At 63.5% G+C, this 17,774-nt stretch carries 17 protein-coding genes and 1 pseudogene; 2 read left to right on the top strand and 16 right to left on the bottom strand.

Going from position 1 to position 17,774, the window contains the following annotated elements:
• Window positions 1–2,351: 2,351 nt before the first annotated feature.
• The 11 genes from IPM18_13970 to IPM18_13920 all read right to left on the bottom strand — a co-directional run bounded on the left by IPM18_13970 (window position 2,352) and on the right by IPM18_13920 (window position 9,461).
• Entirely contained in the window at window positions 2,352–3,659 is a 1,308-nt protein-coding gene (locus tag IPM18_13970) for a hypothetical protein (protein ID MBK9120686.1), read from the bottom strand.
• Between the two features lie 31 nt (window positions 3,660–3,690).
• A complete protein-coding gene (locus tag IPM18_13965; protein MBK9120685.1) occupies window positions 3,691–4,767 on the bottom strand; it encodes a glycosyltransferase in 1,077 nt (358 codons plus the stop codon).
• Window positions 4,751–5,206 (bottom strand): glycosyltransferase, encoded by a 456-nt coding sequence (locus tag IPM18_13960; protein MBK9120684.1) that lies wholly within the window; start codon window positions 5,204–5,206, stop codon window positions 4,751–4,753. Before IPM18_13960 ends, IPM18_13965 begins: the two co-directional genes overlap by 17 nt.
• The gene (locus IPM18_13955; GenBank protein ID MBK9120683.1) at window positions 5,203–5,370 is read right to left on the bottom strand and encodes a hypothetical protein; all 168 of its coding nucleotides are present in this window, start codon (window positions 5,368–5,370) and stop codon (window positions 5,203–5,205) included. The genes IPM18_13960 and IPM18_13955 overlap by 4 nt, the downstream gene beginning before the upstream one ends.
• Before the next feature lie 88 nt (window positions 5,371–5,458).
• Window positions 5,459–5,989 carry a glycosyltransferase gene (locus IPM18_13950; GenBank protein MBK9120682.1) on the bottom strand — a complete coding sequence of 177 codons (531 nt, stop codon included), beginning with the start codon at window positions 5,987–5,989 and terminating at the stop codon, window positions 5,459–5,461.
• Between the two features lie 132 nt (window positions 5,990–6,121).
• The gene (locus IPM18_13945) at window positions 6,122–6,259 is read right to left on the bottom strand and encodes a hypothetical protein (protein MBK9120681.1); all 138 of its coding nucleotides are present in this window, start codon (window positions 6,257–6,259) and stop codon (window positions 6,122–6,124) included.
• 151 nt (window positions 6,260–6,410) lie between these two features.
• Window positions 6,411–6,836 (bottom strand): hypothetical protein, encoded by a 426-nt coding sequence (locus IPM18_13940; GenBank protein MBK9120680.1) that lies wholly within the window; start codon window positions 6,834–6,836, stop codon window positions 6,411–6,413.
• Window positions 6,837–6,924: 88 nt separating this feature from the next.
• Window positions 6,925–7,077 carry a lmo0937 family membrane protein gene (locus IPM18_13935; GenBank protein MBK9120679.1) on the bottom strand — a complete coding sequence of 51 codons (153 nt, stop codon included), beginning with the start codon at window positions 7,075–7,077 and terminating at the stop codon, window positions 6,925–6,927.
• Window positions 7,078–7,114: 37 nt separating this feature from the next.
• Window positions 7,115–7,609 (bottom strand): response regulator, encoded by a 495-nt coding sequence (locus IPM18_13930; GenBank protein ID MBK9120678.1) that lies wholly within the window; start codon window positions 7,607–7,609, stop codon window positions 7,115–7,117.
• Window positions 7,610–7,730: 121 nt separating this feature from the next.
• Window positions 7,731–8,912: a PRC-barrel domain-containing protein gene (locus tag IPM18_13925; GenBank protein MBK9120677.1), complete on the bottom strand. Its 1,182-nt coding sequence runs from the start codon at window positions 8,910–8,912 to the stop codon at window positions 7,731–7,733.
• Between the two features lie 132 nt (window positions 8,913–9,044).
• Window positions 9,045–9,461, bottom strand: coding sequence for a DUF2294 family protein (locus IPM18_13920; protein ID MBK9120676.1), 417 nt, complete (start codon window positions 9,459–9,461; stop codon window positions 9,045–9,047).
• An 876-nt stretch (window positions 9,462–10,337) separates the two neighbouring features.
• Between IPM18_13920 and IPM18_13915 the strand changes: the two are divergent.
• Window positions 10,338–11,578 (top strand): annotated as a pseudogene (locus IPM18_13915) (ISL3 family transposase).
• 83 nt (window positions 11,579–11,661) lie between these two features.
• Entirely contained in the window at window positions 11,662–12,042 is a 381-nt protein-coding gene (locus tag IPM18_13910) for a DUF2294 domain-containing protein (GenBank protein MBK9120675.1), read from the top strand.
• A gap of 82 nt (window positions 12,043–12,124) precedes the next feature.
• On the opposite strand, the gene IPM18_13905 is transcribed toward IPM18_13910, so the two are convergent.
• The 5 genes from IPM18_13905 to IPM18_13885 form a co-directional block, all read right to left on the bottom strand.
• Window positions 12,125–12,706 (bottom strand): DUF1801 domain-containing protein, encoded by a 582-nt coding sequence (locus IPM18_13905; GenBank protein ID MBK9120674.1) that lies wholly within the window; start codon window positions 12,704–12,706, stop codon window positions 12,125–12,127.
• A gap of 79 nt (window positions 12,707–12,785) precedes the next feature.
• Window positions 12,786–13,955 (bottom strand): DUF1570 domain-containing protein, encoded by a 1,170-nt coding sequence (locus IPM18_13900; protein ID MBK9120673.1) that lies wholly within the window; start codon window positions 13,953–13,955, stop codon window positions 12,786–12,788.
• A gap of 35 nt (window positions 13,956–13,990) precedes the next feature.
• Window positions 13,991–14,287: a nucleotide pyrophosphohydrolase gene (locus IPM18_13895; protein MBK9120672.1), complete on the bottom strand. Its 297-nt coding sequence runs from the start codon at window positions 14,285–14,287 to the stop codon at window positions 13,991–13,993.
• 74 nt (window positions 14,288–14,361) lie between these two features.
• Window positions 14,362–15,366, bottom strand: a complete 1,005-nt coding sequence (locus tag IPM18_13890) for an NAD-dependent epimerase/dehydratase family protein (protein MBK9120671.1) — start codon at window positions 15,364–15,366, stop codon at window positions 14,362–14,364.
• Window positions 15,367–15,525: 159 nt separating this feature from the next.
• Window positions 15,526–17,478: a transketolase gene (locus tag IPM18_13885; protein ID MBK9120670.1), complete on the bottom strand. Its 1,953-nt coding sequence runs from the start codon at window positions 17,476–17,478 to the stop codon at window positions 15,526–15,528.
• Window positions 17,479–17,774: the final 296 nt, after the last annotated feature.

Raw genomic sequence — 17,774 nt, 5'->3', positions numbered from 1 at the left:
GCCGCCCGACGGGATGATCCAAGCCAGATAGGCGACCTCCGCAAGCGGGGCGTTCACGTACTCCGTACCTGGTTCGACCAGCCGCCTCGCAAACAAGAGCTGACAGAATCGAACGAGGTGCCCCGATGTGCTCCCTGACCTTGGTCGGAGTCATAGCAGCGGTGTTCGGTATGGCACAGGTTCTGCGTGCGATCGGTGTTCCGTGGATTGGCTCTGGCGCCCTATTCGAACTTTGGAGTCCCGCGACTATAGGGTTGAGCTGGTTGCCAACCGGGTTGGTCTGGAACGGAGTTCCGTCATCCGGGTGACAAACTCCGTCACTAATTGCTGGCCGGAATAATAACCTTGAAGACGATCCTGATAATCGGACTCGTGACACTGGGGCTCGGAATCGGCTTTGTCGCGCGAGATGGGCCTTGGGCTGCAATTCCGGTCCCGTGACGGCTACCCGGACGGAAGTGCGGTGGGTAACTCTTGTCTTGGGATGCTATTGACCACGTCCCCTTTACTCTTCACGATTTGGGCGAATCGCCGCTGGCGATCTTATGTCGCCACGAGCCGCGCATTCGTCGAGAGTTTTCTGGACGGCCGCCAGCCCTTGGCCAAGGCTCCGCGCCGGCCCAGCATGGTCGTTGCGCAGGAATTCGACACCACGACGCCTCACTCGCTCGAACCTGAAGATGCCAACGATTCTTGAGGACAACGTGCCTGAACGCATCATCGTTCTGCTCAATTCCTCGGGGAGAATCTTACGCTTCTCGGCCAAACTCCTCCTGGGCACCTACACAGCCCGCGACGAACTCGGCAGCCGGTTGGACTTTGGCCGTGTGCCGTGGCGATCCGCGACATTTTCGCGGCTGATTGCTCACGTAGTCTTGCCGCCGTTAGCCCTTATCGCGACCGGCGTCTTCGTCAGTGCGTACGGATCAAGCATTGTGCTTCTCGGACCCGCATTAGTTCCCGTTATTGTGTACTGCGTCAAGTGGATGTGCTCGGGGTCCACAACCCCGGTGTCCATGTTCATGAGTGGCAGACCCGCTGACTGCTTTTCGCGACGGGGCGCGTCGGAGAGCGAGACGCAACGCGTGCAGCGAAGGACCGAGCATGCCACGCAGCCCAGATGCTCAAACCGATGGGCGGGGACTACGATCCCGTTCGAGATCCTGCCCTCTACTCGGGCATCGTTATGCTTGCGGACCGAGATTGGACGGTTTTCAATGATCTGGCTGTTCCTGTGCGACGAAAGTTGAGCTTGTCGGTGACCAGACTAGCGGCGATTCTGCAGGCGATTGGAGCTCCGTGGGGCGCTACAGTGTTCAGTCCTCCCCCGCACCTGCTGTTGCCTCTCGGATTTCCTGTTTGGCCGCCGCGTTCTGGCCATCTGGGTGGTCTGGGCGCACGAACATTCGAATTCGATCCAGATGGAGCACGTACGCAGCACAGGCATCCGAGCGGTGCGGCTGGTATCAAGCTGGTGACTTGAGATCCCCAGCCGCAGCCCCCATGCCAGTCTCGACAAGTGCATTGATTTCACTACAATGCGGCCCGTGGATCCGGGAATCGTGTGAAGCAATTCTCGATGATCGCCCCGAATCGATCTGTGAGGGCTGCCTCATCTTGTGGTGGGGATCGGTGCTATCTGGGACGCGGCTGACGCCATCGTATTCGACGCGAGAAGGCGTCGCGAACGTGCCGAGCTGCTGCGAGATGTATGGGTGATTGACCGCAGTTGGAGTGTTGGTCGCTGGACGACTGAATTGGCTCTATGTTGGCAAGAACGGGCAACGCCTACATTGGCTGGTGGCGGCGTCGCCACGGGACAGATAGACGGCCAACCAAGACTATCGCCTTATTGGTGCCTCATGGCGGCTAACATGGTCGGTGTCTGCATGGCCAGCTACTACGGGATATGCATCGGCTTCGTTTGGATACCGATTTTCATGTGCCTCGCGTGGTACGCCCCAGCATGGTTTCCGGTGCCGCTGCGAGCATCGCTTACTGATCTCAACGATCACTGTCTTCCGGGAAGCGCAGGAATAGCACGGAGTGCACAGGTTCCGTCTGATCAGGCGGCATTGCGTGACCGTGTCTCTGCCGTGTTGGATAAGATGCACTTGATGGAGTTATAAGCGATTCGTCTGGGGATAGATGTGGGGAGCCTTCAGGACCGGATGGTCGCGGACGCCACCAATTTGGCTTTCACAACTTAAGCGATCGAGTCGACACAACTTAGGCAGTTGGACCACCCTGAATCGACCCGACAAAACCGCGTTCCTGATAGCGCCAAGGCGGTTTTTGAGGTGCCTAAGTTGCGGCGCGCGGTTTTGGGAAGCTGGCATTCTACCACTGAATTACGCCCGCAAAACGCGGTTACTCACTACTGAAGGCCATACGTGGCTGCTTCGGGCAACTCCACGTTGTTCTATTATGCAAGGAGAAGGTCCACGGTCAACCGCCGGGGTGCAATTTGCTGGCGATCGTGACTTCGCGCCCCGGGTGAGCGCGGTGGATTTCCAGCACATGTCGCAGGCGTCAATCAGGCCCCCCGAAGGATGACAAATCTGCGGCTCCATCGCGCGGTATTCGCTCCACACACGGCTACAACCCGGCTCGCTCCGCGAAGCGGCCGACGCCGTCCAGTCTGATTCCACTCGCTGGGCACGACCTCGCCGCCATACCGAACGATTACGCCGGCGGAGCAGGGCACTTCCGCACATAGGTGAGCAGGTCGCTGAGCGTGCCGTAGCCAACGCTACGCAACTGTCCGCGCCACCATAGTAAATGCGGATCACGCCGGTGGCCTTGTCCAGGATCCAGCCACCCGGGAACACGACGCCGTTGACGTCGCCGTGCCGTTCGTAGGGTTCCTCGGGTGCGAAGACCCACTCGTCACCACGGTGCAGCACGCGGCGCGGATCATCGAGATCCAGCAGGGCCAGCCCCAAGCGATAGAGGCACCCGCCCGCGGTGTGTCGCACACCGTGGTACAGCAGCAGCCAGCCCTCCGGCGTCTCCATGGGCGGGGGGCTGAGTCCGATCTTGTTCGCGTCCCACCACGCGCCGCGCCGTGCGTGCAGCAAGATGTGGTGATCGCCCCAGTGCGTCAGGTCCGGCGAGAACGACAGCCAGATGTGCGCCCCGGAGCTGCCAGCGGACACCGGCCGATGAATCATCGCGTAGCGGCCGCCGAAACGGCGTGGAAAAAGTGCGGCGTCCTTGTCCTCCGGTGGCATGACCGGCCCCAGACGTGCGAAGTCCACGAAGTCCGTGGTGCGCGCCAGCGAAACGAGCGGCCCACTGGCCGAGAAGGCCGTGTACGCAATGAGCCACTCCTGCCGCTCCTCCACCCATGTGAGGCGCGGATCCTCGATCCCCCAGGCCTCCTCGGAGCATCGCTTGGGGTCCGCCGCGAGCGTGGGGTGACGATCGATGTGCCAGTTGGACACTCCGTCGTTGCTGCGCGCGGCCGTCAGGTGAGAGTGTCCGCGACGGTCTTCGACGCGCACCAACAGGACGGTCTCATTGTCCACCTGGCAAGCACCCGGGTTGAAAACGGTGTGGGCCGGATAGGGCCAGTCCCGCGCGGTCAGGATCGGGTTGTTCGGATGGCGCTGAAACAACTCCGTATAGAGACTTGCCGGCTGCGCATCTCGGTGCATCGTAGGTTCCTGTTCTCTTGGTGGCAGACTGCTAGGCCTGGGTCTGCGGCGAGATCGTCGCGGCGCCGCTCACGTCGCCGCAATCGCGATGCAAGACTTGCGTCCAGAGGAGTGCCAGTGTCGATTCGGCCCCCTGGTTGCGATTCAGACCGCTGGCCTGGAGCCCGTCATAGCAACCGCGCGTGCGCTCATCGACGAGTGCCAGGCCCAGACTGTTCTGTCCGTAAAACCAGCCGTGGGCGCGCCGATACAGGGCGCGAAGCCCCTCCGTGGGATGCAGTCGAAAGGCCGCCACCGCCGCGTCCGCCATCGTGCCCGCTTCCACGGGCTGCTGGTCATAGGCCGCCTTGGACTCCCCGCGCGAGTACCACCCGTTGCTCCCCACCGGCCAGAATAAACCGTCGATGGTCGTCTCCTGGTTCAGACACGCCAGGGACTCCTCGGCCACTTCAAGGAAAGGCGTGTCCGGCCAGTGTGCGGCGGCGACAAACAGGGCATGCGGCATGACCGCGTTGGCATAGGTCATCCGTGACTCGAACCAGTGCCAGTCCGGGCGTCGAGAACGGCGGTAGCACTCGACCAGATGTTCCGCGGCGCACCAGGCCACGTGCTCAAGCGCCGCGATGTCCGGCACAGCTTCGGACCAGAGGTGCCCACAGGCCAGAATCACGTAGGCCTGGGCACGCAGACTCTTCAGTTCTGCGAGCGTTGGCACTACCGCGTCAATCAGCTCGCGGGCCAAGGCGCGGTAACCGTCGGGCAATTCACTGCCGAGCACTTCGGCCAGCGCACGTACCGATTGTCCCTGGCAATCACCCCAACTATCCGTGTCCAGCCATTGGCGCTGGTAGCTCATCAGGTTGTGGAATCCGCCACCCGGACGACGTGCGTATTCCAGCAGACTCAAATAGCCCGTGATGCGACTCAGCATGCTCCGTTCCGGCCGCCGTCCCCAGAGATGCACACACAAGCGCAGGGCGCGCGCATTATCGTCGATGGTGTAGCCGCTGTCCCGACGCGGCAAACAGTAGATGCCGTGCTGAATCAACCCGGTTGAGTCCGTCAGGCGGTCGAGGTGGTCGAGGGCGATCTCACCGGACACGGGCATCACGCACCTCTCCCACTGACGCATCAACCCGCTGCCAGACGGGGGGCACGACGCGCTGGTCGTGGTCGCGCTGCATCGGCGGCACCATCAACTGTTGGAAGACGCGCAGGTACTTCCGGCCGACACTGGGCCAGCGCATCAGCTTGGCGTACTCGTATGCCTTGAGGCGCGTACGCACCCGTAGCTCTTCGTCATTCAGGTAGCGCAGCGTTGCCTCGACCAGCGCAGCGCTGTTCCCGAAGGGCACAAACAGGCCCCGGCCTTCGGCCAACACTTCCTCGGCATACAGGTACGGCGTGCTGACGACCGGCCGGCCGGCTGCGACGGCATAAGCCAGCGTGCCGCTCGAGATCTGGTCTTTGCCGGCGTACGGCGTCACGTAGACATCGCACGCCTGCAAGTGCTCCAGCAGATCCGGGAGACTGAGGAAGCGGTTCACAAAGCGGACATGCGGCCTTCGACGCCGAGCGCTGTGGCCGCTGCGACCAGCGACTCGCGATACACTTCGCCCTCGGCGCGTTTCACAATCGGATGCGTGACGCCCACGATGACATAAAGCGCGTCGGGGAAGGCCGCGAGGATGCGCGGCATCGCGGCAATCATGTGTTCCAGCCCCTTGCCGCGGTCGATCAGGCCGAACGTGCAGATGACCCGGTGACCGGCCAGGCCCAGCCGTGCCTTGCAGTCCGCGTCAGACCGGTCGCCGAGCTGCGGGACGCCGTGCGGGATGACGTGTACCGCGCCGGGGTACGTCGTACGAGCTCACCAGGCGATGGGCCGCGCTCTTGGTCATCACGATGATCGCGCGGCTCAGTGCCGCGACGTGCCGGGTGAGCCACCGTGGAAACGGTGCGGGTTCCGACATCAGCGTATGGAACGTGGTGACAATGGGTTTGCGGCACGCGAGCATGAAGTCGAGCACCGCATTGCCCCATTCGCCCGGGTAGAGCCCGAATTCGTGCTGCAGACTGATCACGTCGTACGGGCTGTGGTCGACGAACCGCGCGAGCTCGCGATAGGCGTCAGCCCGGCCATTGTCGATGACATGCACAACACGCGGATCCGCGTACTCCACCGGACCGGACTTCTGTATCGCGGCCAGCGCCGCGATGGGAGCGCCCGCGGCCAGGTCGAGCGCGTCCGCCGAGTCCCGCGTGAAGGTGGCCAGGCCGCACTCCTCCGGTGGATATGTGGACACGAACAGCGGACGCGTGATCTGCAAGTTTCACCTCGGGGCTATGCGCGTTGATCCTGCTGAGTTGCTGCAAGGTGACAGTGGATCTTCGTGCCAGGCAGCGTCACAACCACTTCCAGCTCGCTGCTGGCGCGGGCTCTTGGCGCGCCCGTGTGGCTGTCACTTCTCGATCGTGATGACCTGTTTGTCCTTGTCCCAGAAGCTCTCCTTGCACGAGAGTTTCGTGCCGCCGAGCAGCAGGACAATGAGCAGGACGACGACGATTGCGCCGATAATGCCGATGCCGGTCTTGTTCATGGGTGTACCCTTAACTGATTGCGGGCGACGTCCTACCAAAGCCGCCACCACGCGTGGTGTCTGTCGGACCCGCCCGCTTGCAACCGCGTCCCCCCGCCGACACCGTGACCGCTCCGGGCGGCCGCAGCGGTCACGGGTCCAGAGGAGCGCCTTACGGCTGCTTCTTCAGCGTCAGCGTCGCATCAGTACCCTTGACACCCTTGATCACCTCGAGCGTTACGTCGTTTGGACGCCGCACGGCATAGCCGTAGCTCCGTCCCTGCGTATCGACGAAGGTGAGGTATCCACCCTTGGAGTCCATGCTCCAGGTACCGCGCGATTGTTCCACGCGCCCGTCATAATTGAGGTCGGCCGTGTAACTGCCGTCATCCTGCAAACGGAGTTCCGCCCGCACGAGCCGGCCGGACTGCTCGGCCGGCCGCAGCAGCTTGAACTGGTCGCGCGCCATCTCCGGCGCCAGCGCTTCGCCGGTCCAATGGCCGGCCAGCGTGGCGCACCCGGAAATGCACACCAGCGCGCCCAAACAGAGGGCGCCCCCCAGCATCCGGCGGAAACTTGCCCAAGGCCGAGAGTTCATGAGTCCAGTCCTGCACATCTTGCTTACCTCCCTGAAACAGCGGGCAGGGCAGCCCACCACGGGGCTGCATCCTTCCTGCCCGCAGCGTTCAGATCGAAACCTGGCGGCCCTGTATGAGGCGAATCACCACGACGATGAGTGCGACCACCAGCAGTACATGAATGAAGCCGCTCAACGTGTAGGAGGTGATCAGGCCCACCAGCCATAACAGCACAAGGATCAGAGCAAGAGTCCACAGCATGATACGGTACCTCGTCTGGCACGGCCCACGCCGCACTTCAAGCGAACAAAACCCCGTGATCCTGAGTCCACGCCGGTGCGAACGCCGCGGCGCTGCGCGGCACGCAAGCCGCGGAACAATGGTTGCCGCGGGTCGCCGCGCGCAGCAGTTGGACGACCTCTGACAAGTGAAACGGCTTCGGGAGCAGCGCGTGCGCTCCACTCCTGAGCAGTTCGTTGGCTGTATGGGACCCTAGATGGCCGCTCATGAAGCAGCAGGGCACCTGCGGCGACAGTTGCTGGAGGCCCGCCAGGGTCGCCGGCCCATCCAGATGCGGCATGCGCACATCGAGCAGGAGTACGTCGATGGCGTCGCTGTGGGCCCTGAACACTTCCAGCGCTTCCTGCCCGTCGGCCGCAAGCCAGACCGAGAAACCTTCCCGTGCGAGTCCCACCTGCAGGCATTCCCGAATGGCTGGTTCATCGTCCGCGACCAGCACGCCGCACTGCTCGATCGGCAGAAACGATCTTGCCTGTTTCTCAATGGATTCCATTTGACGGTCCTCGGCCGGCATACGCTGCCAGGTGGCGCGGTGTCGAAGGAAACCTCCGGGAGCCGGACGACTCCCCTCTGAGTCCTCGGCGTACCCCGGAGGTTGGATCTTTCGCAACGCGTCAGGGCGTTGCGGTTGAGTGTTCACTCCGCGCGTCGGTCCAGTACGGCTCAACCTTGAAGTAGGTGTGCGTCTCGGTGGCCCAGCGCGAATCGACCATGTTCGGCCAATTGTCTTTGCTGAAGCCGAGGGCGTCCGTAAGCTGGTCCTTGTTGATATCCAGGATGAAATGCTTGTAATCGGCGCTCAGACTCAGCGCCTGCCACGGAATTGCGAAATGCATTCCGCGGGTCGCAAGAATGGCGTAGAGAATACGGCCGGCCTGCGGATCGATGGCCAGATCGACAATCTTGCCGAGGTCGTCATTCTGCCGGTTACGGACATTCTTGCTGGCCAGATCACTGGCTTTCTGCCAGACCGTGGCACGCTGATTCCAGCGCGCCCGGTAGGCGTTGGCCTGGCGACGGTCAACGTCGGACGCCTGGCGTACGTCACCGTCCTCGTTCTGCCAGTAGGGCTTCTGGTTGTAGTGCTTGAAGGTGGCGAGGGCGAACTGCTCATCGGCGAAGTTCGGCCACTGGCGCTTGTCAAACGTGACCGCCTTCTCCAGTCGCTCCTTATCGACGTCCAGCACAAAGGCATGCGCGTCGCCCGAGAGCGGCAGCGCCGACCACGGAATCGCAAAGAGCTTGTCGCCGAGGCCCAGGAAGCCGCCGAACGACAGCACGCCGTAGAGAATGCGTCCGGAGTTCGCGTCCACGACGATTTCTTGCAGGGTTCCGAGGTCCTCGTCGGCTGGGTTGGTCACTTTCTTTCCGGTCAGATTGGACGACTTTTGCCAGCTCCGCGCCATCGCAAAATCGTCCCAGTGGTCCTTGGACCGGTCAGCGCGGCCCTGGCTCGGGCCGTCCAGATCGCGCTGATTCATCACCTTGCCGGTCTTGGAGTCCACGGTGGCTTCGACCAGGCGGTCTTCACCTACCAGCAGCGTGACGACGCAGACTGGCCCTTCCCCGGCGCCCGCCTTCATCATGCACTCGGCCCGGACCGCGCGTCCGCCACAGTGCTTCTCCGCCGCGGCGATACCTTCCGCAAGCGTGTGTTTCGCGTTCTTGAGCATCGCCGCGCAGTGCGCGGCGGTCATCGGCGCATCTGCCCGGCGTTCGGCCCCCGCCGCAGGTGTCGTGGGGGTGCCCGAGCCGCGCTGTTGCTGGCCCAGTGCTAGCCCGCCGAGTGCCAGCACGGCTAGAGCCGCCGTGACCCCGATCGTCATCCGTCGCATTGTAAGTTTGCCTCTCATGGTGTTACTCCTTCTGGCGTCGTGTTCGTGTGGCCAATGCCGCGAACAAGCGCCTGGATTGGTATGTTCGTGCTGTCATGTCCTGACGGCCTCACCCGCAGACCACGCTTCCGGAGTGATGTGTCCGGCGAGCAGGAAGACCTGGACGATCGTGCCCGTCGTGAAAACCGCCACGACGGCTCCGGAACTGGGTTCCACTTCCGCAGTTGCCTGCCGTACTTCGACCCCGGTGATGCGCTTGATTTCTGCGCGCAGTCCGGCGGCGTTGCTCGTAAACAGTTGGCGGTGAAACTCCTGCACCTGCGCGGCGCCGGCAGGGGTTTGGGCCAGCGCCTGTTCCGCTGCCGAAAGCACGCCGTGCAGCGTGACCACGAGGGTGCCATCGCTCTGTACCACCGTAACAGCTTTGGGGATCAGCCCCGAGCGCTTCGTTTCCAAGGCCGAGGCGGCGGCGGCGATCTGTTGCGCCATAGTCAGGCCCGCATTTTTCATCACAAAATCCTGTTCATCGTGGCCGTTGCGCCCTGGCAAACACAGCCAACAAAAAAAGCCGACCTGGCAACATGCTCTGTAAGCGTGTCGCCGGGTCGGCTTACTCCTTGACGGGCCACCAACCGCAAAGTGGGGTTGCCCTTCAATCAGTCATCCGAATTACTAGTCTTGCTGGTCGCGCGTTGCCTCTTGGCAATACGCTTCAACCCGCAAGCGGTTCCGCAACCGGGAGCGGTGCCATAAGTGACGACGGTGCAGTTCGCTACGGACGGAACCGGTTCGCAGCGCTCCGTCGAACTCTGCCGTTCATTGCGTCACTCGCGTACATGTCAGACCTGAAACAAAAATAGGCCGATGCGGTTGCGCACTTGGAAGTGCCTGACCACATCGGCCTACTCAATAACGAGCCACCACCACTCAAGTCGGGGCTGCTCTTTACTTAGTCGTCCGAACGCTGCGAAGCGTTAGCTGGGTGTGTTGCCTGCGGTAACACTCCAGCTCGCTGTAATCTATTGTAGCAGATGTGCGGGCGAAAGCAAATCTACACTTTTCTCGGCCCTTTACGAATGCATTGTATTGCGATACCATCTCCATGCGCAGATCATCCGGAACTCGGCCCCCCCCGAGTTTTTGTGGCTCCTCGCTGTTTTGTGTGGGTAAGACCGTGAGCTTGGTGACGTAAGTTGTGCGGGGTCTGGCGCTTTTCGATCGGGCGGCGGTCGGAGAGGATGCGGCGGATCAGGCGGCCGCAGCGGCATCCGATGGGGCTCCGCCCCAAACCCCGCCGGGGGCTCTGCCCCTGAACCCCGGCTTCTTTCCTCCGGTGAGAAGGAAGCCGCCGGAGAGTTCGCGGCCAGACTGCAAGGAAGCCGAGTGATGCGCGATCAGATGCAGGAGCTGTTCCGGGTGGCATTGGGGCTGGCCGAGCCGTGGGTCGTCAGCAAGATCGAGTTTTCCGGGGACCGGCAGCAGCTGGAACTCTGGCTGGACTTCCCTTCCGGCAGCCGCTTCGCTTGCCCGGAGTGCGGACCGCCGGTTGCGGGGCCTACGACAGGCACGGAGCGGACCTGGCGGCACCTGAACTTCTTTCAGCACAAGACGCTATTGCACGCCCGGCAACCGCGGGTCGAGTGTCCGGACCACGGGGTCAAGACGGTTGAAGTGCCGTGGTCGCGGCCGGGTTCGGGTTTTACGCTGCTGATGGAGGCGTTCATCCTGATGTTGGTGCAGGGCGGCATGACGCCCGGCGCAGGTGGCCGTTCTGATCGGTGAGCACGACACGCGGGTGTGGCGGGTCTTGCAGCACTATGTCGAGCGGGCCCGCGCCGCGGCGGACTTCTCGCCGGTGACCGCCATCGGCGTGGACGACTTCCGCGCGGCCACAACTACATCAGCGTGTTCATGGATTTGGGCAACGAGCCAAGCCGGGTGCTGTTCGCCACCGAAGGCAAGGATGCCCGGACCGTCGCGGCGTTCAAGCGCGACCTGGAGGCTCACGGCGGGCGGGCCGAGCAGATTGAGGAGGCCTGCTGGACATGTCGGCGGCGTTCATCAACGGTCTGCGCGAGCAGTTCCCGGAGGCCCAACTGACCTTCGACAACCCACCTGATGAAGCTGCTGGGGCTGCGGTCGATCAGGTCCGGCGTGAGGAACAGCGGACACACCCGGAACTCAAGGGCACGCGTTACGTCTGGTTGAAGAACGACTGGAACCGCACCGAGAAGCAGGCCCGCGTCTTTGACGAGTTGCGCTCCAGCAAGCTGGCGACCGTGCGGGCCACGCACATGAAGAGTGTCTTCCAGGATCTCTTCGCCTGCGACACCGTGGAAGAGGCTGAACCGCTGCTCAAGCAGTGGTACTTCAGCGCCACCACAGCCGGATTCCGGCCATGATCAAGGCGGCCAAGACGATCAAGAAGCACTGGGCGGCAAGTGCTGCGGTTCACTTCGCGAATCAGTAACGGACCGCTGGAGGCGATCAACAGCCTGATCCAGTCGGCCAAGAGAAAAGCCCGCGGCTTCCGCTCGACCCACTACCTGATCACCATGGTCTACCTGATCGCCGGAAAACTCGACTTCAAGCTGCCGGCCATCGCTCAGGTTACCCACACAAAATAGCGAGGAGGCGTTTTTGTTCTTTGCTGTCGATTTGTCGCACGTAACCTGCTTAGGTCGAGAGGACGAGGGTTGGAGACTGACCGGTGAACACGCAGGGCGAGATCGAGGCCGCAGTTTGCCAGGCGATGAGTCGTTTCGAGCAGGAGTACATGGGCCGTGGTCCCAAGGGCGTACACGCCTATCTGATTGGCGACTTGCTCGTCGTCCGCCTGCAGGGGGTTCTGACATCAGCCGAGCAGCAACTGGTGGGAACCTATCCGCCGGAAAAAGGGCGCGATCTGCTCAAGCAGGTGCGGACCCAGTTGATCGAAACCGCGCGACCGATCCTGGAGCAGCTCATCGAGAGCGTTACCGGGGCGAAGCCGCTGAGCATGCATCATGATATCAGCACCGTGCGCGGCGAAGAGATTGTGGTGTTCTCCATGGGGGAAGCGATCCCTGTGCGCGAGAAGAAGACCAGATAGACATTGAGTCAGACTCCGGCTGTCCACGGTCGGTTGCGGCAGAGACGGACCGGCCTGCAGGCCAGCACGCCGGACCGTTCTGCTACTCTTTCTTCCGCACCCGTTTGGCGGCCGTCTTGCGCACGGTCTTGCTGGTCTGCTTGGCAGCTCCTCGATTCGTCACTCGTTTTGCGTTCGCGGCCGCGTACTTGGTGGGCTTCGCCCGCTTCACGCTCCCGGGCAGGTTGGCCTCGTAACTCGCGAGGTACTTCTCTACCGGTACGCGGGCGACCGCTTCTCCGATCACGTCGAGCGGTAGGTCTTCGAGCCGCTTGAACCGAATGCAGGCCTTGCCCATGTCGAGTTTCTTCCCCGTCGCTTTCCAAGCCGTACGAAACCACTCCGCGTGCTCCGGGTTGCCGTAGACACAGCCGAGGTACAGCGACATGTGATTCTTCTGTGATGCGAGACCCGCAAAGGGCAGGGGCTGCTTCGGATCGCAGTGGTAGCCCGCCGGGTAGATGCTGTGCGGCACGTAGTACCCGATCATCCCGTACTGCATGCCCTCCTCGTAGCCCCCACTGAGGTTCGCGCAGATTACCGTCCGTACCGCATCCAGTGCCGCGCGCCGGTCCGCGGGCAGCGCCGCGAGATACTCCGCCACCGACTGCGCATTTCGGTTCATGGTTTGCTCCTGTGCGAACGCACGCCCCACCGCGACAGTGTCATTACCCGGCTGCTCGGGGTGTGCTCCATCCGCGCGGCTAGCGCCGCCGCGCGGGCGGCCGCACCTTGATTTCCACGCGTCGTACCTGCCCGCGCTCGACCCGGTAGCTTCCCTCGTACACGGTTCCATCGGGGCGGGTGAGTGTTAGCAGTCGTTGCCCGGGTCGGCGGACCAGTGCCCATGTACCGAAACGAGCCCGGTCTTCGAGCACCCGCTGCGCCAGTGTAGCCGGCAACCAGTCTTGTGCGTGCATCTGGATTTCACCGGAGAGTATGGCCGTCGCGAATGGCTCGAACTCCTCGAAGTACTGCCGCTGGCTGAAGGCCCGGGCAAGGAATGCCGTCAACACCTCGGTCGCCGCCTCGGCGTAGAGTTCCTCGGTGGGGTAGTCCGGCAGACTGGTCCAGTAGGCCTCCCAGCGCTGCTGGAAGGCGCGGATGTCCGTCCCCATGCGGCTGGTCCAGGCGCGCTCGGCCGCAACGCCGCGGCTCACGTCGCGGAGGTAGTCGAAGAAGGCATCCTGGTAGCGGCCGTTGTCGCCGTGGGCGAGGAAGTGCACCATCGCCCACGCCTGGTCGTAGTGATAGCTGCGCAGGTCGATGTTCCACGCTACCTGTGGCAGACGCATCATCTCCGCCAGCGGCAGGTACTTCTGCTCGCGAATCGCGAGCTTCACCCGTGCGAGACGTTCTGGTGGCACCGCCCCCAGCAGGAAGCGGTGGCCGGTGAAGATGCCCTGGGCGAAGTACTCCGCGAGTCCTTCGTTGGCCCAGATGGGTATGTTGGGGCCGATCGCGGCGTAGACGAACTGGTGGAAGCCCTCGTGCTGGACGACGTACCAGGTAAAGGCGGGATTCTGAGGCATGACGACGGCCATCAAGCGGTCGCCCGTGAAAACTCCGGCGGAGCCCGGGAGCCCGCCATTGGCTTCGTACGCGCGGAAATCGCTGAAGAGATAGAAGGGCAATCGCTGGGTGACGGTGCGTCCGAGTCCGCTGGTGCGGCGGTGGTACTCTTCGGCCATCAGGGTGATGCGCTGGACGGCCTCGCGGACATGGTCGTCGTCGAGGTCGGTATGGAGGATGTAGTAGCGCGTTTCGATGGTGCGCAGCGGTTGGATTGCGCTCCGCTGCGCGGTCGCGGGGACGGCCTGGCAGGTCAGCACGGCGGCTACAAGCGACAGGAGCGCAGTGCGGCTGGGTGTCATCGAGGCACTCCCCAGGGCGGTACGGGCGGGCGCCCTCACGTTAGCTTGGCGACACAATGGCACACCAGTTCTCCGCAACCGGGGCAGCCCGTGGTGAACTTCCGCAGGGCGCTCTCGAGATCCACCCCTTCGACGTTGGCGAGCGTGACGAGCCAGGCGAGGACGTCCGCGAACTCCTCTTCGAGATTAGCGCGATCGTCGCCGCGCGCGATGGCCCGGGCGAGTTCTCCAACTTCCTCGGTGAACCAGAGAAAAGTCTTTGCGGCGCCGCGCGCCCGATCCTTGTCGGAGTACATGCGGTCGATGAGCTGCTGGAATTCGCGTATGCGCATCGTCGGTCTCCGTGGCGCGAACCTGCTCCATTGTACGACCGCCCGGCAGAGCTGCCTACGGAGAGCCCGCGCGTTCAGGACCCCTTCGCGAGCTGCTCGCGGTACCAGCGCACAGTGTTGGGTACACCGACCTCGTAGGTGATGGTTGGCTGCCAGTTGAGCATGCGGCGGGCCTTCTCGGCACTGAAGAAGGAGCGACGGCCCATGAGCCAGACCGCGTAGCGCGTGATGAAGGGCGGTTCCTTCGTCCGGAAAAGGTGGCCGAGGCACTCGAGCACGAAGCCGGCCGTATACGCGAGCTTGTAGGGCACCTGGCGCTGCACGGGAGGCGCACCAATCGCCTTGGCGAGCAGGTCGAAGTACTGCTGCTGGGTGATTTCCCCGTCATTACTGCAGTTGAACGCTTCGCCGTTGCAATCGGCACGGCCGGCGGCCTCGATCGCGGCTTCGGCGATGTTGCCGGCGTACACGACATTGAGACGGTTGGTGCCGTCGCCCAGGATCTTGGCCTTGCCGCCCTTGATCATGTTGTAAAGCCGGCCGATCGTCACGCGGTCGCGCTCACCGTATATCCAGGCCGGACGGATGACGGTCAGCTCGATGCGCCCGGCCTTGAAGGCCTCCCAGGCGAGCAGCTCGGCAGCCACCTTCGACTTGCTGTAGTAGGCCCACTGGTAGAGCTTGTATCCGAGGTCGAAGGTCTCATCGACGGTGATTTCGTGGGTGTGGTAGCCGTAGGTGCTGATGGAGCTGATATGCACGAAGCGTCGTACGCCGGCGGCGATAGCGGCATCAAGCATGGCGCGGGTGCCGTCGATCGTAATGCGCTGGAAATCCTCCCACGGGCCCCAGTCGCCGACCTTGGCCGCCGAGTGGTAGACCACATCCACACCTTGGCAGGCGGCCGCAAGCGTCTGCGGCTCGGTGATATCGCCCTCAGCGAACTCGACGCTCTGGGTTTCCAGCCAGGTGCGATCGGCGCCGCGCCGGACGAGCGCCCGAACCGGCATGTTGCGTTTGCGAAGTTGCTCGACGATATGGCTGCCGAGCAGCCCGGTGGCTCCGGTGACGAGATTCATGGGTAGGTAGACTCCGCGGGAACCAGGTACGGCCCGAAACTACCGTCGGCGGTGCGCGCCGCGCGACGACCCAAAGGGCCAGAGTGTAGCGTAGAACGCAGCACACGCCACTGGTGGCGCAGCAGCTCAGGTCCGGTGCGGGATGCACCCGGCGCTGCGTCAGCGCGCTCGGCGCAGCATCGCGAGTGCGTGGTCGGCAATCTGCCCAACACCGACGCCACAGTAGTCGAGCACTTCCTCGGGTGAACGGGTCGACTTGGGGATGCGCTGGCAGCGGAGCGTTTCGACCCGCAGGTTGCCGGTGCGGGCCGCGATCTCCGCGACGATCGACCCGAACCCGCCGCCGTAGTTGTCTTCGACCACGAGGGCCCGGCAGCCGGCCCGCTGGATTTGCTCCGCGAGCCGCTCCGGTTGCACCGGCAAACACCACGCGTCGATCAGGGTGGCGCGGATGTTCTGCTTGGCCAGCAGGGCGACCGCCTGCTTGGCCGGGTGGACCATGTAGCCCGACGCAATGATTGTCAGGTCGTCGCCGGGGTTGAGCACGTTCCACGCACCCAGTTCGAAGGTCGCGCTGGTTTCGTACAGCAGCGGGACGTCCGGACGGTGCGTTCGCATGTAGCACATGCTGCGCAGGGTGGTCATATGGCGCGTGCAGTGATAGGCCGTCAGCGCGTCGGCCGGGTGGAAGAACCACAGCAACGGACTCTCGCGGTCATCGCCGCGGACGGTCGTGTAGCTCGCGAAGAAAGCGACATCCACGAGGCCCATCTGGCTGGGGCCATCGGCCGCGAGCGAGATGCCGGCGTGCGATCCGACGATCTTCAGGTTGGCCCGCGAAATGTTTGCCATCTCGATCTGGTCGTACGCCCGGGAGATGAACTTCGCGAAGGAATTGGCGAACGGGATGTAGCCCCCGGCGGCCAGGCCCGCGCCTGCGGAGATCATGTTCTGCTCGCCGATCTTGCACTCGAAGAAGCGCTCCGGGTAGGCCTTGCCGAAAACCTCGGAGAAGGTTGAATTGCTCACGTCGCCATCGAGAGCCACCACCTGCGGCAGCAGGTCGCCGGCCACTTTGAGCGCGGCCCCGTACGCCCGCCGTGTCGACAGCGCGCCCTTCTCAAGCGCGGTGGCGAGACCGTTCGCGGCCATCGCAGCGTCAAAGGCCGGCCATGTCACATCCTCCGGTTCCGTACGCTTGCCCATGCCAAGGGGGGGGGCGGCTGGCGGTCCGTCCAGACTTGCGGCCTTGCCGAGCCGGGTGGCCGTCATATCGAGTTCCGCCAGGGCAGCAGCGAGTTCATTCTCCGGGATGGGCTTGCCGTGCCAGTTGCCCTTGAGCAGTGGTTCGCAGCCCCAACCCTTGACGGTTGTGGCGATCAAGGCCAGCGGGCGCGGCGTGGTGCCGACCTTGGCGAGGGCGGTCAGAATCGCATCCGGATCGTGGCCGTCCAGTTCGACGACCTCCCAATGCGCGGCCCGCATCTTGGCTGCGAGAGTCGTGGCGGACTGCTGCTCGGAGACGGGCGCCGCTTGGCCCTGGGCGTTCGCATTGAAAATGGCACAGACGTGGGCCAACTTGTGGTCGGCGATGAAGTCAACCGCTTCCCAGATCTGCCCTTCACGGGCTTCGCCATCCCCGATGATGCAGTACACCCGGCGGTTGGAGCCATCCAGCCGTGCGGCCGCCGCCAAACCCGCCGCGACACTCAGCCCCATCCCGAGACTGCCGGTGGCGGCATCGAAAAAGGGCATGCCCTCGGCTGGGTTGGGGTGTCCGTCGAGCACGGAGTCGCGGGCGCGCAACTGGTCGAGCTCGGCGTGAGTCAGCTTCGAGGCCGCCGCCCTGGATTTGCCGACGGTGGCGCCGAGATCGGCAAGCGCGGCATAGACGATCGGCACGGCGTGACCTTCGGACAGCACTAGGCGGTCGGCGGAGGGGTGCCACGGGTCGGCGACGTTGTATCGCATGGTACGGTACATCAGGCAGGTGATGAGATGGGCGAGTGAGAGGGCGCTCGAAGGGTGGCCGGAGCCGGACTTGGTGGTCATGCGAACCGCGAGTTTGCCAAGTTCCACTGCCTTGTGGTGTAACGCCGCCGTCGAAGCCATGCACGCTCTCCGTCGTCAAAGGCCGGATGCCCCCTCACTAGCAGGGGCCAGTGTAGCTCCGCGGCCCGGGTGGGGCAAGACGCAAGCCCGAGGTGGGGGGATTGCATTGTGCTGGATTTTCACTCGTACCGCCGCTATCCTCCCCGCATGGCCGCAGGAATCTACCCACGCTGTTGTTGTCCCACCTGTTAAAGCTCCCCGTCGGCGCGGCGCGCCCCAGGATCGAACATTCGCCCTGAATTTCCTGATTTCCTGACCGATTGAGACCGTCCTTCCGCGTCCCGGTTTCCTTCTGA

Source organism: Phycisphaerales bacterium (assembly GCA_016716475.1).
In the GTDB taxonomy this organism is placed as follows: Bacteria; Planctomycetota; Phycisphaerae; order UBA1845; family Fen-1342; genus JADJWG01.
The sequence above is the reverse complement of the archived record's forward strand: the minus strand, read 5'-3'. Positions and strand labels throughout refer to the sequence as shown.